Source organism: Micromonospora sp. NPDC049203, assembly GCF_043197215.1.
Lineage (GTDB): Bacteria > Actinomycetota > Actinomycetes > Mycobacteriales > Micromonosporaceae > Micromonospora.
In genome coordinates this window covers 572,093-597,577 of the sequence record NZ_JBICSV010000002.1, presented here as the reverse complement: position 1 = coordinate 597,577, position 25,485 = coordinate 572,093, and the positions used below count along the sequence as shown (strand labels likewise).

The following is a 25,485-nucleotide window of genomic DNA, read 5'->3' as shown; positions in this document are numbered from 1 at the left end:
CACTCTCCTGGTCGGCCCGGCGATTGGTCAGGCCAATGCTGCCCGCCGGAGATCGACCAGTCATCTCCCATGTTGCTTCATGCCGGCACGATGTGATGTTCCGTCCGCGCTCCCTCGGCGCGGGTCATCGCTCCGCCCGCACCGGCTCGCCGCCGGCAGGACTCCCGACGCTCTTCTCGGACACGAAATCGCTCCGGACGACCCGAAGCAGCGCGACACCCAGTCCCGCCGCGGCGGCGACGCCGGCCATGACGAGGAAGGCGGAGATGCCGAGCTGGGTGTAGGCGAGAGCACCCAGCAGCGGGCCCACGACCATTCCGGTGTCGGACACCATTCCGAAGGCCCCGAAGGCGCGCCCGAGCAGATGCCGCGGCACGCGGTTCACCCCTTGCCGGGTCACCAGGTACAGCACCGGCTGAGCCGTCATGAACAGCAGCAGGCCGGCACCCATCGCCACCACGCCGTCGAACAGGCCGACCGCGGCGAGACCGACCGCCTCGGCGCCGAGGGCGTACGCGGCGATCACCAGCAACGGCCGGGACTCCACGAACCCGGCGCAGGTCATGGCCACGACCATGAACATCGCCAGCCCGGCCGTGTAGATCGCCGAGGTGTAGGCGACCCCGTTGCTCGTGAACGTGTCGAGGTGCAGGGGGACCACCGGTTCCAACGCCGAGAACAGCGCGTTGTTGATCAGGTCGAGCACCGCGAAGAGAGCCACCAGGAGAACCAGCGGGCGGACGGCTCCCGTGCTCCATCGCTCTGCCTCGGCGGCCGGCGGCTCGGCCTCCACCGGCTCGGTCCGGAGGCCGAGCAACAGCACTCCGCCGGCGGCGGTCACCACCGCGCCGGCCAGGAACACCCCGGTGAATCCGAGTACGGGGTGCAGCAGACCGACCACGGCGGGACCGAGCACCATGCCGGCCGTGCAGCAGCCACCGAACCAGCCCAGCACGCGGGCTGATCCGTAGCGCGAACGGGCTCCCAACGAGCTGGCCAGCTGGTAGAGCACCGGCATGGTGAGCCCCTCGGCCACACCCCAGGCGAGCCGCCAGGCCAGCACCTGCCAGCCCGCGGCGGCGAAGGCCAGACCGAGCACTGCGGCTGCCGTCAGGCTCATCCCCAGGAAACCCAGCACCTGCGGACGTGGCGTGCGGTCGACCAGGATCCCGCCGATCGGCTGCGTCAGTGCCTTGGCCACGGCGAAGCCGCTGAACGCGGCGGCGATCTCCAGGGCGGACATCTGGAACCGCCCGGTCAGCTCCGGCACCAGGGGCACCAGCATGGTGTACGCGATGTTCATCATCACCGCGGACAGCAGCAGCGCCGCGATCCCGGTCCGTCTGCCGGTGGTCATGGATGCTGCGCTAGTCCCTCGTAACCGGCCACTGTCAGCAGGCCTTCGTGCACGGTCGTCAACCGCGGGCGGTAGACGTCGACGTCCTGCGGGTCGGCCGCGTACCACAGCCCCCAGAGGTGGGTGCCCTTGAAACCGTGCTGCTTCTTGAACGTGTCGTTGCCCCGGCCGAACTCGATGACGTCCCAGCCGCGCTCCACACCCTGCGCGAGGAGTTCGTACAGCATGAACGGATAGGGGCTCACCTCGTGGTAGACGCTGGCGTCGGTGCCGGCGCCCCAGATGTAGAGCCGGCGGTCGTGCTCAAGCGACACGGACACCCCGATCGTCCGGTCCTCCCAGACGGCCCGGATCAGACTGGCGTACGGCGTGGACAGCACCGCCTCCAGGGTGGTGCTGTCGTACAGCGCCGGCCAGCCGTGCTTGACCGACGAGCCGTTCGTCAGCTCGAGAACCCGGTCGATCTGCGCCACCGCGTCAGGGCCCGTCTCCTCGACGAGTTTGACGCCCTTCTCGGTGGCCCGGCGCCAGCGGCGTCGCCAGTCGGTCCGCTTCCTCGTCTTGACCTCGCCCATCACCGGGTCCGGTCCGCTGCCCGGGTTCTTGTAGTAGGCGGTGTCCAGGCGGGCGAAGACGTCGGGCGGCCGGACGGCGGCCCACTGGCGGGCCGGACCGGGTGGCAGGTTGAGCACCAGGACCCCGGCCGCACCGAGGTCTCGCGCCTGCTCGCGGGTCTCGTCGACCAGGGCGGCCACCGCCGACTCGTCACCGGCCAGATATGCCGGGCCGTAGACGGAGTAGATCGAGCCGACAGTGAGTACCGGCCGGTCCCAGACGACGCCGCTGCCGGTGTCGTTCTCGAGGCCCTGCCAGAACGGCGAGTATTCCAACAGGTAGCGCGGCGCCCGACCCGGGTGGATGACACGTCGCCGCTCGATGGTCGCCCGTGTCCACGCGTCGAGCCATTCCTGGGTGTCGAACACCGTCGGCCGGTGGGACTGCGCCTCAGAGGACGGCGTGACGGTCATGGAAACTCCTCCGTACCGCGGACATTCCACCTCTCAAACTAGGCCCGGACCGCGCTCGCGGGCGAGAGCCGCTTCCGAAGAGCGCATTTTCCGAGATGGATGTCCGAACACCCGCACGATCGAAGATGCTCATCGCGCCGGGCGGTTGCGACGATGGCGCTCATGACGCGATCCATCGCCTGGCATGACGGCATGACGGGCGGGGACCACGGCTTCGGCGGCCCTGCGGGCTCCGTGACGGCACCGGGCCTCGGCGCCGGCGCGCCGCTCGACGACGTGCTGCCCGAGCAGGTGAAGGACCTGAGCGAGCAGTTCGACGGCTACCTCGTCGAACTACGTGCCGCGCGGCGCGAGATCGACGAGTACGCGACGTACTGCGTGCGCAACGAGCTGCCGGTGGACGAGCCGGTGCTCGCGCAGCTGGTAGCCGCGACGCACCAGGTCGGTATGCGGATGGCCCGGCAGCAGCAGGCCCTGCTCGCCGCCTCCACCACGGACGCGGCGGACCTGCTGGGCGCGAGCGAGGCGGTCCTGCGGTTCGGCGTGGCGACGCTGGCCTATGTGCGGCACTCGCTCGACTGGTCCGCGAAGTCCTACGGGCAGTCGGCCCAGGTGCAGTTCTTCGGCACCCAGTCCGAGGCGTGGCCGACGATCCACTACGACCGCAACGGTACGCACGCGTCCGTGATCCGGGTCGAGCGCCAGCTGCTGGAGTTGCTCGGCCTCCCGCCTGACCGGTTCGCAATCGGGGTGACCTCCTCCGGCATGGCGGCGTACACCTGGATCGAGGCGTTCCTGCTGCGGGACCGGCTCCGTGCGGGCGACACGATGCTCCTGGCGCCCTACATCTACTACGAGGCGGCGCAGCAGCTCCACGCGCTGCCCGAGATTCGGGCCGAGCGGGCGACCGGGTACACCGTCGAGGAGTTCATCGCGGACGTCGTCCGGCTCCGCCCGAAGGTCATCTTCGTCGATCCGCTGGCGAACAACGTGCGGCAGCGGATGTTTGACCTCCCCGAGCTCTTCCGGCGGCTGCGCGAGGTGGTGACCGAACGCTGCACCGTGGTCGTGGACGGGACGATGACCGGCGCGTCGCTGCAGCCGGCACTGCTCGCCTCCGACGACCGGCTGGAGGTCATCTACTACGAGAGCTGCACCAAGTACCTCCAGTTGGGCATGGACTTCGCCCTCGCGGGTCTCGTGGCGTACCCGATCGAGCTGGCCGAGCGGATGGACATGCTGCGCCGCAACACCGGCCTGGTGCTCGCCCGGCACAACGCCGAGCTTTTCCCGCGCTACGAGGTCTCGGTGCACCGCAGGAGAATGCGACGGATCTGGGCCAACGCCGAGAGGGTGGCGACCCTCCTGCACGCCGATCCTCGGGTCAGCTCGGCCGGGATGGTGCACCACCCGGTGCTGCCGCACCACCCGGACCGGCGGCTGGCCGCCGACCTGCCCTACGGCAGCGGCATCGTGACGTTCCTGTACCACGATCACGTACGCAACGAATGGGACAATCTCGACACTGTGGTCGACCACATCCTGGTGCGGGCCAGGACGCGTGGCATCCAGGTCACCAAGGGCGTGAGCTTCGGCTACTCCGTACCGAGGGTGTGGGCGCAGAGCGTCAGCACCACCGAGGAGGAGTACAGATATGTGCCGATCCCCGACGACGAGCCGCGGTTCCTCCGGCTCTACGTGGGGGACCGGATGCATCAGGTGGAAGGCCTCGTCGAGGCCATCGCCGAAGCCATCGTGGGATGACAGGAGGCGGTATGGGTGACCTGATTGACGGCTTGGACGGATGGGTGCTCCGGCCGGGGGACCGTGACTACGACGACGCACGCGCCGCCTGGAACGGGATGGTCGACCACCGGCCCCGGATGATCGTCAAATGTGCGAGCGTGCGGGACGTGGTGGCCGCCGTGCGCACCGCGCGCGACGCCGGGCTGGAGATCGGCGTGCGGTGCGGCGGACACGCCGCACTCGGGCCGGCCGTGCCGGAGAACGGTCTGCTGATCGATCTCCGGCCGCTGCACGGTGTACAGGTCGACCCGGCACGTCGCACCGCCGTCGTCAAGGGCGGAACACTGCTCGGCGCGGTCGACCGCGGATCACTTCCGCACGGTCTGGCGACCACGACCGGAAGTGTCTCGCACACCGGGGTCGGCGGGTTCACGCTCGGTGGCGGCATGGGCTGGCTGGCCAGGCAGTACGGACTGGGCTGCGACAACGTGCTGTCGTTCGAGGTGGTCACGGCGGCGGGGGAGGTGCTGCGGGCGAGCCGGACCGAGCATCCGGACCTGTACTGGGGGCTGCGCGGCGGTGGCGGGAACTTCGGCGTGGTCACCGAGTTCGAGTTCCGGCTGCACGCGGTCGACCCGCGGGCGCTGGTGGCGGAGCTGACCTTCCCGATCGACGCCGGTCCGGCGGTGCTGCGCGGCTGGCGGGATCTCAGTGCCATTGCGCCGCGCCAGGCCACGTTCACCGCGTCGGTCTCCGACGCGGAGGTCACCGTCGGGTACGTCTGGGTCGGCGATCCCGACCAGGGCAAGGGCCTCGTGCCGGAGCTGTGCGGGCTGAGCCGGCCGGTGCGCGAGCGGGTGTACGAAGCGAGCTATCACGAGCTGCAGACCAGGGACGACGAGGCGGATCGGCACGGCCTGCGCCAGTTCTCAAAGGACCACTACCTGTCGACGTTCCCGGACGCGGCGATCGAGGCGTACCTGTCCCGTGGGGCGCGGGACGGCAGCGGCGAGGGACTGCCGGGCGGCTGGCTGGAGGCGTACGGCGGGGCGATCGCCGAGGTGCCGGACGAGGAGACCGCGTTCGGCCACCGGCAGACGCTCTTCGAGTTCGGGGTCCGCTCGTCGTGGACCGATCCCGCCGAGGACGCCGACCGGATCGCGGTGACGAAGCAGGTGGCGGCGGCGCTCGAACCGTTTGCCAGCGGGGTCTACGTGAACATGCTCAGTGACGACGGGACCGACGGTGTCCGCCGTGCCTACCCGCCCGCCAAGCTGACCCGGCTGGCCGAGGTGAAGCGGGCCTACGACCCGGACAACGTGTTCCACCTCAACCAGAACATCAAGCCGGCGCCCTGATCGTCGCCGACCCGCGAATGCGGAAACCCGCCAGGTCGCGTCCGGCGGAAGGGAGGACGCGACCTGGCGGGCCCGGATGGTTCAGGGCATCAGGCTGCCGCGATGGCCTCGATCTCGAGCAGCCAGGACTCGTCCCAGCATCCGGTGATGATGATCCCCAGAGCGGGCCGGTGGCCGCCGAGCATCTCCTGCCTGATCTTGGAGTTCATCTCCCGGTCGGAGCGATCGGCCAGGTAGGTGGTGACCTTGACGAGGTTCTCGACGGTCATCCCGGCCTCGTGCAGCACCGCCAGCACGTTGCGCCAGACCAGCCGGCACTGTGCCTCGAAGCCCTCCGGCACCGCTTCCTCGGCGGTCAACGGCGCTTGACCGGTGATGAAGAGCAGCCGCTGCGCACCGGTGACGAGCGCACCCTGGGAGAGCCCCGGATCGGCGAGATGCGGGGGATCCACGTTGGTGAAGTTCATGCCAGCGATGCTAAGAAGTCCCTACCCGGGTGTCATCCTCGTGCGTGCTCAGTTGCCCCGTGGACGACCGGGCGCTCCGGTCCCGCACGGCCGGGACGACGGCGATCAGCAGCAGCGCCGCGGTCAGCGCGAAACCGGCCGGGTAACTGAGGATGTCGGCCACGAAACCGAATCCCACGGCGCCTATCCCGAGCCCGGCGTCGTAGGCGAAGTTCCACAGCGCGCTCGCCCGGCCGAACTCGGCCTTGTCGACCCGCTCGAACAGCATCACCATCGTCACGTTCTGCCCCGCGCCGAAACCGATGCCGAACAGCACCATGCCCGCGATCACCGCGACCGGGCTGTCCAGCCAGACCACGCAGAGGGTGCCGACGGCCGCCGAGAGCACGGCCGGGACCAGCAGCCGGGACACGCCGTGACGGTCGGCGATCCAGCCCGCGGCCCAGCGCGCCAGCGCGACCAGGCACGACTGGATGAGCAGAGCCAGCGCGGCCAGGCCGCGTGAATCCGCCGACACCGCCAGCGGCAGGAAGGTGGCGAACACGCCCGAGGCCACCGCGAGTGCCGTGAAGATCAGCGTCGGGCGGGCCAGTGCTCCTGTCATCCCCTTGAAGACCCTGGGCTCCTGCTCGACCCGGCCGGCCCTGGACGGCAGGAGGAGCACGGCGATCACCCCGGCCAACCCGATCACCGTCATCGCCGTGAAGATCGTCGAGAATCCGACGTGGTCGGTGAGCCACACCCCGGCCGGCAACCCCACGACGGCCGGTATCGCGCAGATGACCCCGTACAGCCCGAGGGCTTCCCCGCGGCGTTCGGGTGGGACCAGTTCGGCGACGAGGGCGCCGCCGGCGACCACGAAGATGCCGAACCCGGCGCCCCGCACCAGCGACACCGCGATGACCAGCTCCACCGCCGCCGAGACGGTCAGCAACAGCGACGGCACCGCCAGCAGGAGCAGCCCCAGCGTCAGCACCGTCCGATAGCCCCATCGAGCCAGCAACTTCGGTGCGGCCAGTTCCAGCAGCACCGTGGACAGCATCATCGCACCGGTGGACAGACCGGCACCGACGTCGCCCGCGTCCGACCCGCCGGCATAGAGCGGGACGACCGACAGGAGCAGGAAGAAGTTCGTGAGCGCGCCGAACGCGGCCAGCAGCAACAGGACCATCTGGCGGTTCAGGATCGGCGTCGGAGTGGTCGTCCGCCCCTGGCGCTTCGAGAGGTCGGCCGCTCCCGTGCTGCGCGCCTGCTTCGCGGGTGGCGCCTGCGGGTCGACATCCATGACAGCGTCGTATCCCCTCACCGGCAATGTAGCCCAAGATTCGTGACAAGTGTGCCCATGCCTACCGACCAGGTCGACGTGATCCGGCAATTGAGCAATTTGGAACAAGATTTCGTGGCGTGGCCACAAAGTAGCATCAGAGCTGGCGTGACGATGTCCGCCGGAGCGGCGTTCCCGGTACAGCCGGCCCGAGTTGGAGGAGCACGTTGCCAGAGCACACGCGGTCGACGGCCGACGACAGCGGCGAGCCGCGGGTCCTCTCCGGCGGCCCGCCGGCAACCACGGGGCCGGTCGGCGACGTCGCCGGGCCGCAGGCGTCCGACCAGGTTAAGGACTTGGTCAAAGCGCTGGACAGCTGCGCCTGGGAGCTGAGCACGGCACGGCACGACATCGACGAGTTCGTCGGATATTGCGAGCGCAACACGCTACCGGTGGACGAGCCGGTCGTCGCCGCCCTGGTCGCCGCGGCCGACGCGGCCGGCGAGCGCATCGCCGAGCAGCGGCACCTGCTTCTGACACTGTCCGCGATCGACGCGAGCCTGCTGTCGGCGAGCGAGCTGGCGCTCCGCTTCGGGTTGGCCACGCACTCCTATGTCCGTGGTGCGCTGGAATGGCGTTCGGCCGCATTCGACCAGTCGGTGGCCGTGCAATTCTTCGACCTCCGGGCGCAGGGCTCACCAATCGTGAACTACGAGCGCTACGAGCACGATCCGGTGCGCCGGGTCGAGGCGCAATTGCTCGACGTTCTCGGCCTGTCACCGGAGCGCCATTCGATCAGCGCCACCTCGTCCGGTGTCGCCGCCTACACTCTGGTCGAGGCATTCCTGCTGCGGGAGCGGTTGCGCAACGGCGACCTGGTCCTGATGGCGCCGTACATCTACTTCGAGGCGTCCGAGCAGTTGGTCACGCTGCCGTTCGTCCGGGTCGAGCGGGCCTCCGGGTACGGCGTCGAGGAGATCATCGCCGATGTCGTGCACTACCGGCCGCGAGCCCTCTTCGTGGACCCGCTGTCGAACACGGCCGAGCAGCGGATGATCGACCTGCCCGGCCTGCTGGCCCGGCTGCGCTCGGTGGTCATCGAGCGGACCACAGTCGTGATCGACGGCACCATGCTCTCCGGTGGCATGCCGGCCGACCTGCTGAACAGCGACGACAAGGTCGAGGTGCTGTACTACGAGAGCGGCTCGAAGTACCTCCAGTTGGGCATGGACGCCGGCATGGCCGGCATGGTGGCCTACCCGGTCGAGTTGCGGGAGGCCTTCGACCGGCAACGCCGCAACACGGGATTGATCCTCTACCGGCACGGCGCGGACCTGTTCCCGCGGTATCAGCGATCCTTCTATCGCCGGCGGATGACGCGGATCGGCGCGAACGCCCTGCGGATCGCCGAGTTGCTGCGCGGCGACCACCGGGTCACCGATGCCGGCGCGGTCTTCTACCCCGGTCTGCCCGACCACCCCGACGTCCGGATCGCCGAGCGGCTGCCGTACGCGGGTGGGTGTGTGACGTTCCTGTTCCACGACCGGGACCGCAACACCAAGGGTGAGCTCAACCTGCTGTTCGACCGGATCTTCGCCTACGCCCGCGTCTCGGGCGTGCAGGTGACCAAGGGAGCCAGTTTCGGCTTCTCGATCCCACGAGTGTCCGCCGCGGACGCCTTCGCCGAGGGCGAGCCCCCCTTCCTGCGGCTCTACGCGGGCGACCGGGCCGACCAGCTCGAAGCGCTCGCCGAGGCGTTCGCCCAGGCCCTCGCCGACCACGTCGGCGTGTCGCCCCGCGATCTCGCGGGTGACGGCTCACCCCGGATTTCCCGAGTCCCATAACTGCCGCCCCAACGGGAGCCCTTGGATGCGCAATGTGCTCATCATCGACTACGCCGGCCGGGGCCACGCCTTCGCCGACCTGTTCGTGAGAACCGACCCGGACGTCACCGTGCACCTCGCCCCCGGTTGCGCGGCGATCACGGACGATCGCATCGTCTCGGCGCCCTGGCTGGACATCTACCACTCCGGCCCGGTCGTGGAGTACGCCCGGGAGATCGGCGCGGACCTGGCCATGCCGGCCCATCCCAGATCGCTGACCGAAGGGTTCGTCGACGAGCTGCGCGCCGCGGGGATCCCCACCATCGGCCCGGACCGGTCCGCGACCCGTCTCGAGTCCAGCAAGAAGTTCACGAAGGAACTGTGCGTGAAGTACGGCATCCCGACCGCGGGATACCGGTACTTCGAGGATCCGGCGGCCGCCATCGCGTACGTGCGCTCGGTCGACGGCCCGCACGTGGTGAAGGGCAACGAGTCGTGCCAGGGCAACGGCGTCTTCATCTGCGACACCGAGGCCGAGGCGATCGACGCGATCAACCGGCTGATGGTCTCCCGGGACTTCGGCCCCGGCGGACGAACCATCATCATCGAGGAGAAGCTGGTCGGCCGGGAACTCCTGTACTTCGCGCTGGTCGGCGGGGAACACCACCTGATGCTGCCGATGGCGGTCGACTACCCCCGGTCCGACGACGGCAACCGCGGCGTCATGTGCGGCGGCATGGGCGCCTTCTCGCCGAGCCCGGACGACACACCCGAGGAGATCGAGAGGTTCGAGCGTCAGATGCTGCGGCCGCTGCTTGCCGCGATCAACGCCGAGGGACTCCACTACACCGGGGTGATCTACGTCGGCTGCATGCTCGTCGGAGACCAGCTCCACCTCATCGAGATCAACGCCCGGATGGGTGACCCGGAGGCCGAGGTGGTGTTCCCCCGGATCACGACGAACTTCACGGAGGTGGCCGCGTCCATCCTGGACGGCAGCCTCGACCGGCAACCGCCGCTGGCCGTCACCGACGAGTGTTTCGTGAACGTCGTGGCCACCCAGGGGCCGACCAGGGAGCCCGGCCGGTCCTTTCCCGGCTGGCCCTACGGGGAGTACGGCCGCGGCTATCCCATCACCGGTCTGGACGCCGTGGACCGGGACCGCTGCCTCGTCTTCTACGGTGCCGCCCGCACCCGGCCCGACGGCCAGCTGATCACCGACGGGGGCAAGAGCATCAACCTGGTCGGTCGCGGCGCCACGCTCGACGAGGCGGCCTCGCACGCCTACCAGGCGATAGCCGAGGTGAGCTTCCAGGGCATCCGGTACCGCAACGACATCGCGAAGGCCATGCCGTGGGATTGACGCCGGACCAGGCCCGGCGCCGGTGACGACAGGGGGACCGTCCTGCGGGAGGACGGTCCCCCTGTCATTCCGGCAGGCTTCACCCCGGCAGGACGAAGGGGATGGTGAGCCCGTCGTGCGCGTGGGCGCACCGGCATTCCCCCTGGTCACCGAGCCCCGCCACGGTCCGCAACACGAGTTCGCGCAGCCGCTCGACGTTCTCGGAGAACACGCGGAAGACCTCGTCCTGTGCCACCGCGCTCTCCTCGTCGATGCCGGCGTCGAGGTCCGTGACGAGGGCGATCGAGGTGTAGCACATGGCCAGCTCGCGAGCCAGCGACGCTTCCGGAAGGCCGGTCATGTTGATCAGCGACCAGCCCTGCCGAGCGTAGTACTGCGACTCGGCGCGGGTGGAGAACCGCGGGCCGTTGATCACGACCATCGTCCCTCCGTCGACGGCGGGCTGCCCGAACTCGGCCGCGTTCTTCACCACCGCGGCCCGTCCGTCCGGGCAGTACGGATCCGCGAAGCCGACGTGCACGGCGCCGGTGTCGAAGAAGGTGGCGGCGCGGCCACTGGTCCGGTCGACCACCTGGTCGGGCACGACGAACGTGCCCGGCCCGAGCTCGGGGCGCAGCGAGCCGACCGCGCAGGGGCCGAGGACCTGGCGTACGCCGAGCGACCGCAGGGCCCAGAGGTTGGCACGGTAGTTGATCACATGGGCCGGGTGCCGGTGGCCCTTGCCGTGCCGGGGCAGGAAGACCACCTCGCGGCCGCCGACCACGCCGCGCACCAGACTGTCGGACGGCTCCCCGTAGGGAGTCTCGACGCTGACCTGCTCGGCTTCCTCCAGCAGCGAGTACAGCCCGCTGCCACCGATCACACCGACCGGCGTGCTTCCCGCCATGATGCCGCTCCTTCCCGCTGCTTCGTGGTGCTGGCGAACTCGGCCAACCGGCCGGCGGCGGTGGCGATCACCGCGTGACTCTTGCAGAACGCGAACCGGACGAGGTGCCGCCCCGCCTCGGTGTCGGCGTAGAACGCCGAGCTGGGGATGGCGACCACGCCCGCCTTGGTGGCCAGGTCCTGGCACAGCGCGGTGCCGTCGAGGTAGCCGACCGACCGGGCGTCCGCCTGGAGGAAGTAGCCCGCCTCGCAGGAGAAGCACTGCCATCCGGACGAGGTGAGCGCGTCCCGTAGCGTGTCGCGGGCGGCCATGAGACGCGCCCGGAGCTCGTTCAGCCAGCCGTGCCGTTCGGGCAGCGCCGCGGCGACGGCGTACTGGAACGGCGTGCCGCCGGCGAAGGTGAGGTACTGCTTCACCGTCCGCACGGCGGCGACCATCCGCGCGGGCCCGCACGCCCAGCCGATCTTCCAGCCGGTGGCGTTGAAGGTCTTGCCCGCGGAGGAGATGGTGAGCGTTCGTTCCGCCATCCCCGGCAGCGAGGCCAGCGGGACGTGCCGGATCCCGTCGAAGGTCAGGTGCTCGTAGACCTCGTCGGTGACGGCGATCAGGTCGTGCCGGCGGCAGACGGCGGCGATGTGGGCCAGCTCGGCCGCCGAGAACACGGTGCCGGTCGGGTTGTGCGGCGTGTTGACCAGCACCGCGCGCGTGCGTGGGGTCACCGCCGCGGCGAGCTCGTCGGGATCGAAGGTGAAGCGGTCGTGCTCCGGACGCAGCGGTACGGTGCGCCGGCGGGCCCCGGCCATGGTGATCGCCGCGCTGTACGAGTCGTAGTAGGGCTCGAACACCAGGACCTCGTCGCCCGCCGGGACCAGAGCGGCGATCGCGGCGGTGATCGCCTCGGTGGCGCCCGCGGTCACGAGGATCTCGGTGTCCGGGTCGTACGGTGTGCCGTAGTCGGCCGACCGCTGCTCGGCGATCGCGCGGCGAAGCTCGGGCACACCCGGCAGCGGCGGATACTGGTTGTGCCCGGCGAGCACCGCCTCCGCTGCGGCCTTGAGCAGTTCGGGAGGGCCGTCGCTGTCCGGGAAGCCCTGACCGAGGTTGATCGCGCCGGTTCGGTTCGCCAGCGCGGTCATCTCGGCGAAGATCGTGCTGCGGAAGGCCGCGAACTTGGGGACGAGCACGTCGTTGCTCACTCAGGCCACCTCCGTTCTCGCGCCGAACCCGGCGAGGTCGTCGACCACCCGGTGGGTGCCGAAGTCGGTCTCGCAGCCGGGCCGGCGTACGCCCACGGCCCGCCAGCCCGCCGTCCGGGCGGCGTCCAGCTCGGCCCGGCTGTCGGACAGGAACAGGATGTCGCTGCCGTCCGCGCCGATGGCGTGCGCGATCCTCCGGTAGGAAGCCGGGTCCCGCTTGGGGCCGCCGGTCACCGTGTCGAAGTGCCCCGCCAGGTAGCCGAGCAGATCCCCCTGGTCGCTGCGGGAGAACCAGAGCCTCTGGGCGAGCGCGGAACCGGAGGAGTAGATCCAGCAGGGCGTGCCGAGCCGGTGCCACTCGGCGAGTGCCGGCGGCACGTCCGCGTAGAAGACACCGGACAACTCACCGGCCAGAAAACCCTGCTCCCAGATCAGCCCGTGCAGCGTCTTGAGCGGGCTGTGCTTCGCGTTCTGGTCGTGCCAGTCGAGCAGCGTCCGTACCACGTCGTCGAGGTCGTAACCGTCGCCGAGCAGGCCGCGAACCCCGGCGACCACCTCGCGGGTGCCGGGGCGGTCCTGCCGCACCCAGCTCTCGATCCGATCGCGGGCGTAGGGGAACAGCACGTCGTGCACGGCTGACAGCGGGCTGACCGTGCCCTCGATGTCGAGGACGACCGCACCGGTCATGAGGTGGACGCGGGAGCGAGCAGTTCGTCGAGGGTCGGGATCCGGGACGCGATCTCCGAACCGGTGAACTCGGCCACCCAGCCGTCCTCCTCCTGGAAGAACCGGATGGCGCAGAAGTGCGGCCGGGTACCCATGTCGAACCAGTGCGTCGTGCCCGCCGGGACCGACATCAGGTCACCGGCCGTGCAGACCACGGCGTAGACCTTGTCACCGAGGTGGAGGTAGAAGCATCCGCTGCCCTCGACGAAGAAGCGGATCTCGTCCTCGTCGTGGGTGTGCTCGTTGAGGAACTTCGTCCTGGCCGCCTCCGCCTTGGCCGGCCACTCCGGGTCGGCGTCGTTCGGCACCATCCGGACCACGTCGACGAGCGGGTACGGGCCCTCGGCCGAGAGCCGCTCCACCTCGGAGGCGTAGGCGGCGAGCACCTCCTCCTGCCCGGCGTCCGGGGCCAGCGGGACGGTCGCCCAGCGCTCGAGCCGGATGCCGTGCGGCGCCAGCTCGGCGGCGATCTCGGCGATGTCCTCGGTGCGCGTCAACACGTTCGTACCGTCGTCCTTGGGCATGACCTGTAGCAGGGTCATCTCAGATCTCCTTGTCACTGATGGCACGTCATGAGCGGTCGACCAACAACGTGAGCTGGCACATCGCCTCCAGGCATTCCATGCGGTTGCGGGCGATGTCCAGCGTCGGCCCCCACGTGGTCGCCCCGTGATTGCCGATGAGCATCACCGGCGGCGCGTCCGCGGCGATGCGGTCGAGGACGTCGCCGGCGATGTGGGGCACGTGGGCGTGGTTGTCGAACACCGGAACGACGACCTTGGACGGATCGGAGAGTCCGAGCCCTTTGATGATCTCCAGGTCCGTGAACGTCACGTTGTCGGCGCCGCGCCGCGCCGCCAGGATCGCCGTCGCGGTGGCGTACGGCGGGTGGGCGTGGACGACCGCCTGGGACTCGGCGGACAACCGGTACAGCGCCGCGTGGATGGTGGTCTCGGCCGACGGCCTCGGGGCGTCGGCCCGCACCGGGCGCGCGTCGTCGATGCGGACCTCGACCACGTCGGCGCCGGTGATCGAGCCCTTGCTGACGCCGCTGGCGGTGATGAGGGCGGTCTCGCCACCGGGCATCCGGATCGAGAGGTTACCCGCGGTGCCCTCCAGCCAGCCGCGGGTGTAGAGCGCGGCGGCGGTCTCGGCCAGGGCGTTGCCCGCGCCGTCGACGGACCAGGTCATGAGACCGGCTCACCCACTGGCGGTGCCGACAGCGGCGTCGTCAGCGGGCGGAACGGCCCGGATTCGGTGACGACGGCGGTCACCAGCTCCGCGGGCGTGACGTCGAACGCGGGATTGAACACAGCGGTGCCCGCCGGCGCGACCTCCACCCCGCCGAACGCGGTGACCTCACCGGCCGCGCGCTCCTCGATGCGGATCTCCGTACCACTGGCCAGCGACATGTCCAGGGTCGACTCGGGTGCGACGACGATGAAGGGGACGCCGGCACGGTGCGCGGCCAGCGCGAGCGAGTAGGTGCCGATCTTGTTGGCCACGTCTCCGTTCGCGCACACCCGGTCCGCCCCGACCAGGACGCAGTCCACCATGCCCGAGGCCAGAGCGGCCGGCCCGGCCGAGTCGACCAGCATGCGGTGCGGGATGCCGGCCTCGGCCAGTTCCCACGCGGTGAGCCGGGCGCCCTGCAGCAGCGGCCGGGTCTCACCGAACAGCACCTCGGCCACGTGGCCGGTGCCGGCGAGAACGCGGATGGCGCCGAGCGCCGTGCCCCACGCCGCAGTGGCCAGACGGCCCGTGTTGCAGTGGGTCAACAGCCGTAACGGCTTCCGCCCGCACAACCGCCGGACGAGTTCGGCGGCCTCGTCGGCGGCTGCGCGGTTACGCTGCTCGTCCTCGACGAGGATCGCGTTCGCCTCGGCGAGCACGGCGTCGGCACCGCCGCTGAGCTCGCCGATCACCCGGCGTACCGCCCAGCTCAGGTTCACGGCGGTCGGCCGTGCGTCGGCTATCCGCCGGGCGTCGGCGCGGACGGCACCTTCGTCGCAGACGCCGTCGCGCGTGTGCGCCCGCGCCGACATCGCCACCGCGAGCGCACCGGCGACTCCGATGGCCGGGGCCCCCCGGATGGCCAGGCGCTGGATGGCGTCGATCACTTCGCCCGGCGTGGTGAGCCGCAGCAGCCGGTACTCGTGCGGCAGGGCGCACTGGTCGACCGCTTCGACGGCACCGTCCCGCCAGGCGATGGAGAGACTCATGCGCGTCAGTCTCGCAACCGGCCGGGCGGGCGGGCATCTTCGATCGTGCGGACAGTGCCGAGGGCGGATCCTCGGTCGTGCGGACGGCCAGCCCACGCGGGCCGGCAGTGGCGGTAGAGCAAGGCGAGAGGTGCGTTGCGTCTCCGGAATCGAGAAGCATGGCTGCATCGACAGAGATGCCGAGACCGGTAGGGGTGGCGATGACCACGAACGAACTCGACCGTGCGCCAGTCGGACCCGGCGGAGTTGATCGCAGGGAATGGGCCAGAGTGGCGGCCGAGGTGCTCGGGTGCGCGACCGAGACGATCGAGGAGCGCGCCGACACCGCATCCTTCATCGATCTGGGCGGCACCTCCCTGCGAGCGGCCGACTTCGCCGCCCGGGTCGAGCGCCGGCTGGGCGTCGCGCCACCGTTGCGCGCACTGCGGGCGGCCGTGCCGCTCACGGAGGCCATGGCGCAGGCGACCGCGTACCAGCCGGTGTCGGCCGGCGACGACAGCACCGCCGTGGACCGGCCGCTGCTGACCGGCCAGGCCGGCATGCTCCTGGCCGAGGACATGATCGACGGTCGCCCGGTGCGGGTGATCTTCACGGCGGAGAGCGCCGTACCCTTCGATCCGGAGCGGCTGCGGTCGACGCTGGCCGCGCTCACCCGCAACCACGAGGCACTGCGCACCATCTTCACCTCCGGCGCCGCCGCGCGTGCCGAGCGCGAGGCCGCCGCGTCCTCCCACGGCGGGTACGTCTCCGGGTCTCCGGGCGACGACTTCAGCCGCCGGGTGCTGCCCAGCTGGGAACCGCGGCTGATCGAGCAGCGGCTGTCACCGCCGGCCGGCGGTGACGTGGTGGCCATCGTCCACGGCCAGCTCTCGGCCGCGCCGGGGCTGCTGCGGCCGTTCGAGGAGCCGCCGATCCTGTTCGTGCACACCCGGGTCGAGGGCGGACCCGACCTGCTGAGCGTCCTGTTCCATCACACGTTGATGGACGGGTGGGCGCTGGGCCGGTTCTGGCACGCGTTCGCCCACGCGTACGCCACGGGCGTCGCCGAGCCCGGGCCTTCGCCCGACCTGATCGCGGCCTGGCATCGGGAGATCAGCGAGAACGGGCGGCTGGCGGAGCTGACCCGGCTCGCCGTCGAGGACCTCGCGGGGCTGCCCGACACCGTGCCACTGCCCGTCGACCGCAAGCGGCCCGAGGTCCCCGACGTGACGGGCGTGCACCTGCCGTTCAGCCTGAGCGCCGAGCTGCGGAACCGTGTCGAGGCGACCGCGCACCGGCTCGGCGTGCCCCACACCGTCGTCGTGTGCAGCGCCTGGGCGATGGCCGTGGGGCGTCGGGCCGGTCTGCGGGACCTGGCCATCGGCGTCGCGATGTCCGGGCGGGAGGCCATTCAGCTGCACGACGTGCTCGGGCTGTGCGTGCGGATCGTACCGGTACGTTTCCAGATCGGCGGCACCCGTACGGTCGCCGAGCAGCTGCGCGCCTGGGCCGCCTCCTGGTCCGCCGCCACCGGCCGCTCCGAGCTGCCGTTCGAGGAGATCATCCGGGCGCTCGGGAAGGAGGAGGTCCGCGATCGGACGCCGGTCATCCAGGCCGTGTTCGAGGCCCACGACGAGCTGGTGGGCGACCGGCTGCGCGCGGGTGGGCTGGACCTGCGGCTGCACGAGGGATACGGCGGCTCGTCCATGATGGAGACGACGCTGTTCCTCACCAACTGGGGTGAGCGGCCGTCGTTGCAGCTGGAGTACCAGCCGAGCGTCTTTCGGCCGGACGAGGCGGTCGCCCTGATCGAGGGCTTCACGGCGGCGCTCGAGGAGCTGGTCACGGACCTGGACGCGCCGGTGTCGACGGTGCGGGCCATCTCGGCGGGGCAGCGGCGGTGGCTGGAGGAGCTCTCCGACGGGCCGGCCACCGACTGCGAGGCGGATCTGTGGCACCTCTTCGAGGAGACGGCAGAGCGTTTTCCGGACGAGGTGGCGGTCGATGACCTGACGTACGACGAACTGCTCGCCGCCGTGCGTACCCAGGCCGCCGCCCTGGCCCAGGTCCGCCCGGGCGACCGCGTCGTGCTGGCCGTACCCCGCGGCGTCGCCGAGGTCGTGGCCGTGCTGGCGGTGCTGCATCGAGGAGCGACCTACGTGGCGGTGGACCAGGCCGCCCCACGTGACTGGCTCGCCCAGATCCTCCGCCAGGTCTCGCCCGTGGCCGTCATCGGCGCGCCCGAGGTGGCCGAGCTGGCCGGCCGGCCGTCGGTCGAACCGTGGACGCCTGCGATGCCGCTGGAACCCGGGCCTGAGCCGGCGCCCGCCGACCCGGGCCGCTTCGCGTACATCGCCTTCACCTCCGGCTCCAGCGGAAGGCCCAAGGGCGTTCCCGTGCCGCACCGCGCGGTGGTCCGCCTCATCCGCGACGCCGACTATGCGCGCAAGGGCCCCGGCGAGCGCTTCCTGCGGGCCGCGCCCCTGGCGTTCGACGCGTCCACGTTCGAGATCTTCGGGTCGCTGCTGTCCGGCGCCGGCCTGCAGGTCCTTCCGGACGGGCCGGTCGCCCCGACCGAGCTGGCCCGGTTCCTGATCGAGCGTGAGGTCACCGTCGCGTTCCTGACCACCGGCCTGTTCCGGCTCATGGCCGACCACCGGCCCGAGGCGTTCGCGCGTATGCGTCAGGTGATCACCGGTGGTGAGGTCACACCGCCACAGCAGGTGCGGCGCGTGCTGGAACGCCACGAGGGACTGCGGATCAGCCTCGCCTACGGCCCGACCGAGTGCACCACCTTCACCACGATCCACCACTTCGACTCGCCGGCCGAGGTGAGCGACCCGCTGCCGATCGGCCGGCCACTGACGGGCACACGGTTGTTCGTGCTCGACGACGAGGGTCACCCCGTGCCGCCAGGCGCGGTCGGTGAACTCTGCGTCGGCGGCATCGCGCTCGCCGAGGGCTATCTGGACCAACCCGAGGAGACCGCCCGCGCCTTCGGCGCGAAGGCGCCGGACACGGGCGAGCGCCTCTACCGCACCGGAGACCTGGTGCGTTGGGACGGTCGTGGTCGCCTCATGTTTGTCGGTCGCCTCGACCAGCAGCTCAAGGTACGCGGGTTTCGCGTCGAGCCCGAGGCGGTGGCGCGGCGGCTGCGCGAGCACCCGGGAGTGCGCGACGCGGTCGTCGTCGGCGAGGGCAAGGTCGCCGACCAGCGGTTGATCGCCGGGGTCATCCCTGAGGGCCCGGCCCCGTCGGCGGCCGAGCTGCGGGCCTGGGTGGGCCAGACGCTGCCGGCCTGGGCCGTGCCGGAGCTGTGGGCCTTCATCGAGGCGTTCCCCCTCACCAGGAACGCCAAGGTCGACCTGCGGGCGCTGGCCGCGCAGGCGGTGGCGATGGGGAGCGGGCGATGACCGGCCTTGAGACCGTCCTCGGCACGCACCCCCGGGTGGAGCGTGCGGCCGTGGGAGACGGTGTGATCTATGTGGTACCGGCCGACCCACGGCAGCCCGAGTTCGTCACGCGCTGGCGCCGGCTCTATGACGACCTCTACTCCGCCGACTCCGAGGCGGCCGGGCACACCTCCGACTTCAGCGGCTGGACCAGCAGCTACACCGGAGAGCTCATCCCGACCGACCAGATGGAACAGTGGCGCGGGGCGACCGTCCGCCGCGTGCGTGCCCTGAAGCCGTCGCGGGTGCTCGAGGTCGGCGTCGGGTCGGGACTGCTGCTCTGGCACCTGGCCCCCGACTGCGTCGAATACCGGGCCACCGACTTCTCGCCGGTCACCATCGCGAAGCTGCGGGCCCGGCTGCGGGGCGCGGGCGTTCCCTGGGCGGGCCGGGTGCACCTGCGGGCGGCCGAGGCCGTCGAGACCGACCGCTTTCCCGAGGGTTACTTCGACACGGTGATCCTCAACTCGGTGACGATGCACTTCCCCGGGCACGGGTACCTGCGCCGGTTCATCGAGCAGGCGCTGCGGGTGCTGGCGCCGGGCGGCCGGTTGTTCGTCGGTGACAACCGGAACCTGAGCCTGCTGCCGCAGTTCCTCACCGAGGTGCAGCGCACACGCGACCCCGCGGCCTCGCCGGCCGAGATCCGTGACCGGGTACGCGAGGCGGCCGTCACCCAGCAGTGGATGCTGCTCGCCCCGGAGTACTTCGTCGCCACGGCGCGGGAGCTGCCGGACGTGGTGGGCGTCGACATCCAGCTCAAGCGCAGCTCCGCGGTGAACGAGCTGACCAGCTTCCGGTTCGACGCGGTCCTGCACAAGGGGCCGGCACCGGTCCGCTCACTCGCCGGTGTGCCCCGGCTGCGGTTCGGCGATCTGCCCGACGGTGCCGATCTCACCGGACTCACCCGTCAGCTCACGGAGCGGGCGGGCGAGGACCTGCGGGTGACCGGTATCCCGAACCGGGCGCTGACCGCACTCGTGGCCGCGGCGGATGCCATCGAGCGCGCCGAGCCGGTCCCGCCCGGGGAGGCATGGGGTTGGCTGCCGGAGGATCTGCACCTCCTCGCCGAGCGCCTCGGCCGTACGGTCGTGGTGACCGCATCGGCGCGTCCGGACGAGATGGACGCCGTCTTCCTCGGCACCGACGCGGCCGAGCCGCTGACCGACCTCTACGAGGTGCGGGAACCGATCGAGTCGGCGGCGCACTACCTGAACCACCCACAGGCGGCGGAGCTGGCCGAGGACATACGCCGCTTCGTCGCCGAACGGTTGCCCGAGTCCGACGTCGCCCCGATCAAGGTCGTCAGCGCGCTGCCTCCGGCCGTCGAGAAGCGGCTGCGCGACCTCGGCCGGCACGACGGGTCGTGTCGTTGACGGCCGGTCCAGGCCGGCCGGACGGCCAGGGGCGCACGTCCGTCACGGGCGTTCAGAGATCACGGATCGGACGGTAGCGGACGGTGAGCTCGGCCAGCGGGTCTTCCTGCAGTGTCGCGCGCAGCCGGATCGGGGTGCCGCCCGGGTTGTCGTACAGCCGGATACCGTCGCCGAGCAGCACCGGTGCGATGTGCAGGTCGATCTCGTCGATGAGGCCGAGCTGGAGCAGCTGCCGGCCGATCGAAGCGGAGTGGATCTCGACGTTCTTGCCGTTGGCGGCCTTCACGGCGATCCGCAACGCCTCGGCGACGTCACAGGTCAGGAACGTGACGCCGGGCGACGGCTTGGCGTCCTCGGGGTGGTGGGTGAGGATGAAGACCGGTCCGTCCCAGTCGCCGTAGGGCTTGGTGTCGCCGTACTTGTCGTAGCCGTCCCGACCGCCGAGCACGGCGCCGAGGGTTTCGATGTACGGCTCGATGATCCCCGGAGTGTCGGAGAGACCGTCCATCCAGTCCATCGAGTGGTCCGGTCCCGCGACAAAGCCGTCCAGGGACATGGAGAAGTGCCAGAGCACCTTGCCGTCGGCGGTCTGTGGCGTGAATTCGTGCATGGTGACCCCCAGCCTGGTTGCGGTTTGCAATCGGTGCACCATATGCCAAAGAGGAGTGGATCGCAATCAATTCGGGGGTGGTGTGTGCCGCGTGTCGGAGCCGCCGGACGTCACCTGGGCAAGCTCGAAGAACAAAACGGACATTGAGTTCGATAGTCTTGCTCCCCGCTGGAGGCCCGTCCCGGGTCCACCGGTGACGGAACGGACCAGGAGGATGCCTGATGCGACCCCCCACTGACGACATTGAGCCGGCTCGGGCCGGCAGACGCGAGTGGATCGGGCTGGCGATGCTGGCCCTTCCCGCGTTGCTGCTGTCCGTCGATGCCAGCGTGCTCTTCCTGGCACTCCCGCAACTGAGCACCGACCTGGGCGCCACCGGCGTCGAGCAGCTCTGGATCATCGACGTGTACGCCTTCCTGACCGCCGGGTTCCTGATCACCATGGGCGGTCTGGGCGACCGGATCGGCCGGCGCCGGATTCTGCTCGTGGGCGCGGCCGCCTTCGGGCTCATGTCTCTGCTCGCGGCGTACTCGACCACCCCCGAGATGCTGATCCTCGCCCGGGCCCTGATGGGTGTCGCGGGCGCCACCGTGATGCCGTCGGCGCTCGCCCTGATCAGCAACATGTTCCGCGACCCACGGCAGATGGGCCTGGCCGTCGCGGTCTTCATCGGCTGTTTCATGGGCGGCGCGGCGGTCGGTCCGGTGGTCGGCGGTGCCATGCTGACCAGCTTCTGGTGGGGCTCGATCTTCCTTATCAACGTGCCGGTGATGCTGGTGATCGTGCTGGCCGGGCCGGTGTTGCTGCCGGAGTACCGTGGCCCGGACGGCGGCAGGATCGACCTGGTCAGCGTGGTGCTGTCGCTCGGTGCGATCCTGCCTGTCATCTATGGCCTCAAGAAGCTGGCGCGCGACGGGTGGGCGGTCCCGCCCGCGCTCGCCCTGGTGGCCGGGCTGGTGATGGGCTTCCTGTTCGTGCAGCGGCAGAAGCGCCGGCGGGATCCTCTGCTCGACCTGAAGCTCTTCCGGCATCAGGCTTTCACCGGCGCCCTCATGATCATGATCATCGGCTCGGTGATGATGTCCGGCATGTCGCTGATCTTCACGCTCTTCCTCCAGTCGGTGCGCGGCCTGACGCCGCTGGAGACCGGGCTCTGGAGCGTTGTCTCCGCGGCGGCGCTCGTCTCCGGCTCGATGACCGCGCCGATCCTGGCCCGGAGAATCCGCCCCGGCGTGGTCATCGCCATGAGCCTGGTCGCGTCGGTGGCCGGCTTCCTGCTGATGACGCAGGTGCAGAAGACCGGCCCGCTGGCCCTGCCGATCGTCGCCATCGCGTTGGTGTCGTTGGGCGCCGGCGGTTTCGCGTCGATCGCCACTGGTCTCGTGGTCAGCTCGGTGCCTCCGGAGCAGGCCGGCTCGGCGTCGTCGGTCTCGTCGATGAGCGGCGAGCTGGGCGTCGCGTTGGGCATCGCGGTGATCGGCACCATCGGCACGAGCATCTACCGTGGCCTGCTGGATGTGCCGGCGGGCGTGCCGGGAGGCGTTGCCGAGACGGCCCGGGAGAACATCACGGGCGCGGTCGCCGCGGTGGCCGGCCTCCCGAGTTCCACCGGCGCGGCCCTGCTCGAGGACGCACGCGCTGCCTTCACCACGGCGCTGCAGAGCGTGGCGGGGATCTCCGCGGTGATCGCCACGATGCTGGCGGTGGTGGCTGTCACGGTGCTGCGCCGGTTCCCACCCACGGGCGGGACGCCGGATGCCACGGGCGACGGCGATCCTGCGGCGGGGCCGGCGGTGACCAGGGAGGCGTCGGCCCAGGTCTGACGCCGCCGCGAAACGCAGACGCCACCCCCGCCGGGGGTGGCGTCTGCCGTTGTGGAGGGCGGGGGCGAGCCGGGACGATGCGGGCGGCCGTCAGTCGAACCGCAGGGCGACGTGGTGCTCCAGAGCCATCCTGCGGATCGCGGTCAGCGCGACCTCGAGCAGGACGCTGCGGGCGGCCGCCTCCCCCCGGTTGGGCTTCTCGGGAGAGAGCAGGTCGAGCTCTCGGACGACGAGGCGCTCAGCCGCCTCGGCGTACGGGGAGAAGAAGTCCATCTCGCAGTCACAGCCCAGCTGTCGCAGTGCCGCCAGCACCTGCGCCAGGTGGCTGCTGACGGGCGATTCCGGATCGACCCGCCAGCCGTGCTCCTTGATCAGGATTTCGACGTCCTCGCGTGCGGCACGCAACACGTCGGCGTTGTCCGGCCGGGGATCCTCCTGCGGGACCTGCGTGCGGTTGATGACGTCGAAGAGCCCGGGAAGGGGGAGTGCCTCGTCTCCGATCGCGGTGAGGAGGGCGCGGACCGTGGTGAGGTCGAGTTGGCCGATGGTGGTGAGCGCGCGGATCAGTCGTAGCCGACGCAGGTGTGCCTCGCCGTATACGGCCTGGTTGCGGCCGGTCGGCTCGCCCGGCGGGAGCAGGCGTTCGCGCAGGTAGAACTTGATCGTGGGAACCGGTACACCGGTCTGTTTGCTCAGATCCGATATTCGCATGGAAACCCCCATATTCCGCGGGCATCTGTTCCCTGCATCAGTTCGTCCCGCGAGCCCGGTGTGATTGTACTTTGACGGGCCATGTCGTGGCTGTGTGAAAGAAGACGGGTGCCCTGGTTGACACCAAAAGCGGCACCGACCGGAGCCGAGGCCGCTTACGGTCGCACTACGTAACTGTGGCGGATCGTTAACTCGCCGGCCCGACGGTGCCCGGAGTCGATTATCACTGCCGTTTTCTACCGTCGGGTAATAGCGATTGATTGAGGTGGGCCGTCAATTAGCGGACAGTATTGACGGGTGGAGTCCGGCGGCGCGCGCCTCAGGCCGCTGCCCAGCGTGGTGCGTCACGGGTGCCGCGACGGTGCTGGCGGGAATCTCATTGAGTCGCGTTGCCGACGGTCTCCCTCGTGCGGATGGATTGTGCGGGCATGCATATTGTCGATGCGGCACGTTTCCGGTGTCTTCTCTGTCCGTGCTAGGTAGCGTCGCGGCTACGGTGCGTGACGAGGTTGGCGCCCTCGCCCTGCTTCATCCAGGGCCGCGGCGTGCGCCGTGACCGGGTGTGGTGGTCCGGGGTCGGCTTGCCGCGGCGGACCACCGGGTGGGCCGACCGCAGGTCGGAGTGCTCGGGCCGGGGGTGAAGCGGGGTGCGCGGCGTCCGGGGCCTGCCAGGGGTCGTCCGGCGGTCGACGCGCGGCCGGCGTCGTGGGTGGGTGGTTCGGGCCGGCGGGCGCGGGCGGGGTGTCGGCTGCTGACCGTCCTGTGTCGATTTGTAATGCCAGTGTGGCCTGGTCTGTCCAGGCGGGCGAAGTCGTTTCTGAGAAGAGTCGGCGGACCGGCTGCTAATGGTGTAGAACGTCCGTATTCGAGCACTTCATGAATGAATGCTGCATCGACGGTGTCGATTTTAGGTTCAAGCATCGGCGAGTATCAGTATCCATTCCGGCAGATGTGCCCTGGGCTGCGGATTCCGGCGGCAGCAGATAGTTTCAATATCCAGAACTACTTCACGTGTGCGCTGCGTACCCGGGTGGTAAGTGGAGGGTATTGATCGCCCACAGGGGGTCGGCTAGCCTGTCTCCGGGGATCAAAGAGTTCCACATCGATCGATGGTAACGCTGTCCCGAGAGCAATTTGGGCGATTATTTTTATGTCGCTGTCCAGGCGACCGTAAATTGTCGTCAGAATTGCGCTGCCACTCTAGATTCGTCAACTGTCATGAGGGGGAGACCATGCAGGACGTTGCCGAACGGGCCGTGCTACGGGCGATCGAAGCCATGCACGAGCGGCTGGGCGATGAGCTGACCGTCGACGACCTGGCTCGCGCCGCGATGTTCAGCAAGTTCCACTTCACGCGGATCTTCCAGCGGTTCACCGGCGTCTCGCCCGGCCGCTTCCTGTCGGCGTTGCGCCTGCAGAAGGCCAAGCAGCTGCTTGTCTCCACGTCGATGAACGTCGCGGACATCAGCGTACGGGTCGGGTACAACAGCGTCGGCACGTTCAGCTCGCGCTTCAGCCGCAGCGTCGGCATGTCGCCGACCGTGTACCGCCGCCGCGCCGGCTACGCCGCCGCCATCCAGGCCGCCACCGACAGCGCGAGCCGCCGATCGAACGCCCGGCTGTCCTGCCGGCTGCGGCTGCCCGAGTCGGACGACGCGGTGATCTTCCTGGGCATGTTCGCCCACCGGATCCCGGAGGGCCGACCGGCGCGCTGCGCGGTGCTGGAGCAACCCGGCCGGGTCGTCTTCAACTCGGTGCCCGTCGGCACCTGGTACCTGCTCGCGCAGTCGGTGTCGCTGGACGGAGCCGGAACCGGGACGGACATCGCCGACCGGCCCGTGTCGGTCGCCACCTACGGCCCTTTCACGGTACGGGCCGACTCGACGATCATGGCGGATCTCGAACTGCGGCCGGCCCGCGACCTGGACCCGCCGGTCCTGCTCGCCCTGCTCGACGCACGCAAGTACGCGATGGAGCGGATGAGCGAGGAGCGGGACACCCAGCCGGAATTCGAGCGCAGCGCCGCCTGACCGGCGTCACTCCTCCGCCAATCGGACGCGGCCCGGCAGCCGGGACAGTGACCATCCGTTTCGCCACA

The 25,485-nt window shown here is 70.2% G+C and carries 20 protein-coding genes; 8 read left to right on the top strand and 12 right to left on the bottom strand.

Features of this window, described 5'->3' with window-relative positions:
* Positions 1-124: 124 nt before the first annotated feature.
* On the bottom strand, positions 125-1,357 hold the full coding sequence (locus ACGFIA_RS07170) for an MFS transporter (protein ID WP_357386693.1): 1,233 nt from the start codon (positions 1,355-1,357) through the stop codon (positions 125-127).
* On the bottom strand, positions 1,354-2,385 hold the full coding sequence (locus ACGFIA_RS07165) for a GNAT family N-acetyltransferase (protein ID WP_357386695.1): 1,032 nt from the start codon (positions 2,383-2,385) through the stop codon (positions 1,354-1,356). The genes ACGFIA_RS07170 and ACGFIA_RS07165 overlap by 4 nt, the downstream gene beginning before the upstream one ends.
* A gap of 162 nt (positions 2,386-2,547) precedes the next feature.
* Between ACGFIA_RS07165 and ACGFIA_RS07160 the strand changes: the two genes are divergently transcribed.
* Together ACGFIA_RS07160 and ACGFIA_RS07155 are read left to right on the top strand one after the other, a co-directional pair.
* Entirely contained in the window at positions 2,548-4,149 is a 1,602-nt protein-coding gene (locus ACGFIA_RS07160; RefSeq protein ID WP_357468134.1) for a PLP-dependent transferase, read from the top strand.
* A gap of 11 nt (positions 4,150-4,160) precedes the next feature.
* Positions 4,161-5,489, top strand: a complete 1,329-nt coding sequence (locus ACGFIA_RS07155; protein ID WP_357468131.1) for an FAD-binding oxidoreductase — start codon at positions 4,161-4,163, stop codon at positions 5,487-5,489.
* 89 nt (positions 5,490-5,578) lie between these two features.
* On the opposite strand, the gene ACGFIA_RS07150 is transcribed toward ACGFIA_RS07155, so the two are convergent.
* Entirely contained in the window at positions 5,579-5,956 is a 378-nt protein-coding gene (locus ACGFIA_RS07150) for a RidA family protein (protein WP_357386700.1), read from the bottom strand.
* Positions 5,957-5,966: 10 nt separating this feature from the next.
* Entirely contained in the window at positions 5,967-7,331 is a 1,365-nt protein-coding gene (locus ACGFIA_RS07145) for an MFS transporter (protein ID WP_357477143.1), read from the bottom strand.
* 116 nt (positions 7,332-7,447) lie between these two features.
* Here ACGFIA_RS07145 and ACGFIA_RS07140 point away from each other — a divergent pair, with 116 nt between their 5' ends.
* Entirely contained in the window at positions 7,448-9,064 is a 1,617-nt protein-coding gene (locus ACGFIA_RS07140; protein WP_357468128.1) for a PLP-dependent transferase, read from the top strand.
* A gap of 25 nt (positions 9,065-9,089) precedes the next feature.
* A complete protein-coding gene (gene purD / locus ACGFIA_RS07135) occupies positions 9,090-10,406 on the top strand; it encodes a phosphoribosylamine--glycine ligase (RefSeq protein WP_357468124.1) in 1,317 nt (438 codons plus the stop codon).
* Between the two features lie 79 nt (positions 10,407-10,485).
* Here the strand turns inward: purD and ACGFIA_RS07130 are convergent, their stop codons facing one another.
* Genes ACGFIA_RS07130 through mtnA form a run of 6 tightly spaced genes read right to left on the bottom strand, consistent with a single transcriptional unit; the run spans position 10,486 to position 15,436 of the window.
* Positions 10,486-11,292 (bottom strand): S-methyl-5'-thioadenosine phosphorylase, encoded by an 807-nt coding sequence (locus ACGFIA_RS07130; RefSeq protein WP_357386709.1) that lies wholly within the window; start codon positions 11,290-11,292, stop codon positions 10,486-10,488.
* Positions 11,265-12,488 (bottom strand): pyridoxal phosphate-dependent aminotransferase, encoded by a 1,224-nt coding sequence (locus tag ACGFIA_RS07125; protein WP_357468120.1) that lies wholly within the window; start codon positions 12,486-12,488, stop codon positions 11,265-11,267. The genes ACGFIA_RS07130 and ACGFIA_RS07125 overlap by 28 nt, the downstream gene beginning before the upstream one ends.
* Positions 12,489-13,175: an acireductone synthase gene (gene mtnC / locus ACGFIA_RS07120; RefSeq protein WP_357386713.1), complete on the bottom strand. Its 687-nt coding sequence runs from the start codon at positions 13,173-13,175 to the stop codon at positions 12,489-12,491.
* Positions 13,172-13,756, bottom strand: a complete 585-nt coding sequence (locus tag ACGFIA_RS07115; protein ID WP_357386715.1) for a cupin — start codon at positions 13,754-13,756, stop codon at positions 13,172-13,174. Before ACGFIA_RS07115 ends, mtnC begins: the two co-directional genes overlap by 4 nt.
* Before the next feature lie 28 nt (positions 13,757-13,784).
* On the bottom strand, positions 13,785-14,405 hold the full coding sequence (mtnB, locus tag ACGFIA_RS07110; protein ID WP_357468117.1) for a methylthioribulose 1-phosphate dehydratase: 621 nt from the start codon (positions 14,403-14,405) through the stop codon (positions 13,785-13,787).
* A complete protein-coding gene (gene mtnA / locus ACGFIA_RS07105) occupies positions 14,402-15,436 on the bottom strand; it encodes an S-methyl-5-thioribose-1-phosphate isomerase (protein ID WP_357386719.1) in 1,035 nt (344 codons plus the stop codon). Before mtnA ends, mtnB begins: the two co-directional genes overlap by 4 nt.
* 269 nt (positions 15,437-15,705) lie before the next feature.
* On the opposite strand from mtnA, the gene ACGFIA_RS07100 reads away from it, so the two are divergent.
* Positions 15,706-18,828: an amino acid adenylation domain-containing protein gene (locus ACGFIA_RS07100; protein WP_357468114.1), complete on the top strand. Its 3,123-nt coding sequence runs from the start codon at positions 15,706-15,708 to the stop codon at positions 18,826-18,828.
* Positions 18,825-20,243 (top strand): class I SAM-dependent methyltransferase, encoded by a 1,419-nt coding sequence (locus ACGFIA_RS07095; protein WP_357468111.1) that lies wholly within the window; start codon positions 18,825-18,827, stop codon positions 20,241-20,243. The genes ACGFIA_RS07100 and ACGFIA_RS07095 overlap by 4 nt, the downstream gene beginning before the upstream one ends.
* Before the next feature lie 52 nt (positions 20,244-20,295).
* Here the strand turns inward: ACGFIA_RS07095 and ACGFIA_RS07090 are convergent, their stop codons facing one another.
* Positions 20,296-20,853, bottom strand: a complete 558-nt coding sequence (locus ACGFIA_RS07090; protein ID WP_357468108.1) for a dihydrofolate reductase family protein — start codon at positions 20,851-20,853, stop codon at positions 20,296-20,298.
* A gap of 221 nt (positions 20,854-21,074) precedes the next feature.
* Here ACGFIA_RS07090 and ACGFIA_RS07085 point away from each other — a divergent pair, with 221 nt between their 5' ends.
* Positions 21,075-22,676 (top strand): MFS transporter, encoded by a 1,602-nt coding sequence (locus ACGFIA_RS07085; protein ID WP_357386727.1) that lies wholly within the window; start codon positions 21,075-21,077, stop codon positions 22,674-22,676.
* A gap of 90 nt (positions 22,677-22,766) precedes the next feature.
* Here the strand turns inward: ACGFIA_RS07085 and ACGFIA_RS07080 are convergent, their stop codons facing one another.
* Positions 22,767-23,399 (bottom strand): MerR family transcriptional regulator, encoded by a 633-nt coding sequence (locus ACGFIA_RS07080; RefSeq protein ID WP_357386729.1) that lies wholly within the window; start codon positions 23,397-23,399, stop codon positions 22,767-22,769.
* 1,220 nt (positions 23,400-24,619) lie between these two features.
* On the opposite strand from ACGFIA_RS07080, the gene ACGFIA_RS07075 reads away from it, so the two are divergent.
* The gene (locus tag ACGFIA_RS07075) at positions 24,620-25,417 is read left to right on the top strand and encodes an AraC family transcriptional regulator (RefSeq protein ID WP_357386731.1); all 798 of its coding nucleotides are present in this window, start codon (positions 24,620-24,622) and stop codon (positions 25,415-25,417) included.
* Positions 25,418-25,485 lie beyond the last annotated feature (68 nt).

Excerpts from the sequence above, each read along its gene's own strand:
- ACGFIA_RS07150 (WP_357386700.1), bottom strand. The coding sequence starts at position 5,956 with ATGAACTTCACCAACGTGGATCCCCCGCATCTCGCCGATCCGGGGCTC.
- ACGFIA_RS07090 (WP_357468108.1), bottom strand. The coding sequence starts at position 20,853 with ATGCACGAATTCACGCCACAGACCGCCGACGGCAAGGTGCTCTGGCAC.
- mtnA (WP_357386719.1), bottom strand. The coding sequence starts at position 15,436 with ATGAGTCTCTCCATCGCCTGGCGGGACGGTGCCGTCGAAGCGGTCGAC.
- ACGFIA_RS07080 (WP_357386729.1), bottom strand. The coding sequence starts at position 23,399 with ATGGGGGTTTCCATGCGAATATCGGATCTGAGCAAACAGACCGGTGTA.
- ACGFIA_RS07075 (WP_357386731.1), top strand. The coding sequence starts at position 24,620 with ATGCAGGACGTTGCCGAACGGGCCGTGCTACGGGCGATCGAAGCCATG.
- ACGFIA_RS07160 (WP_357468134.1), top strand. The coding sequence starts at position 2,548 with ATGACGCGATCCATCGCCTGGCATGACGGCATGACGGGCGGGGACCAC.
- purD (WP_357468124.1), top strand. The coding sequence starts at position 9,090 with ATGCGCAATGTGCTCATCATCGACTACGCCGGCCGGGGCCACGCCTTC.
- mtnB (WP_357468117.1), bottom strand. The coding sequence starts at position 14,405 with ATGACCTGGTCCGTCGACGGCGCGGGCAACGCCCTGGCCGAGACCGCC.
- ACGFIA_RS07130 (WP_357386709.1), bottom strand. The coding sequence starts at position 11,292 with ATGGCGGGAAGCACGCCGGTCGGTGTGATCGGTGGCAGCGGGCTGTAC.
- ACGFIA_RS07085 (WP_357386727.1), top strand. The coding sequence starts at position 21,075 with ATGCGACCCCCCACTGACGACATTGAGCCGGCTCGGGCCGGCAGACGC.
- mtnC (WP_357386713.1), bottom strand. The coding sequence starts at position 13,175 with ATGACCGGTGCGGTCGTCCTCGACATCGAGGGCACGGTCAGCCCGCTG.
- ACGFIA_RS07165 (WP_357386695.1), bottom strand. The coding sequence starts at position 2,385 with ATGACCGTCACGCCGTCCTCTGAGGCGCAGTCCCACCGGCCGACGGTG.
- ACGFIA_RS07095 (WP_357468111.1), top strand. The coding sequence starts at position 18,825 with ATGACCGGCCTTGAGACCGTCCTCGGCACGCACCCCCGGGTGGAGCGT.
- ACGFIA_RS07115 (WP_357386715.1), bottom strand. The coding sequence starts at position 13,756 with ATGACCCTGCTACAGGTCATGCCCAAGGACGACGGTACGAACGTGTTG.
- ACGFIA_RS07155 (WP_357468131.1), top strand. The coding sequence starts at position 4,161 with ATGGGTGACCTGATTGACGGCTTGGACGGATGGGTGCTCCGGCCGGGG.
- ACGFIA_RS07170 (WP_357386693.1), bottom strand. The coding sequence starts at position 1,357 with ATGACCACCGGCAGACGGACCGGGATCGCGGCGCTGCTGCTGTCCGCG.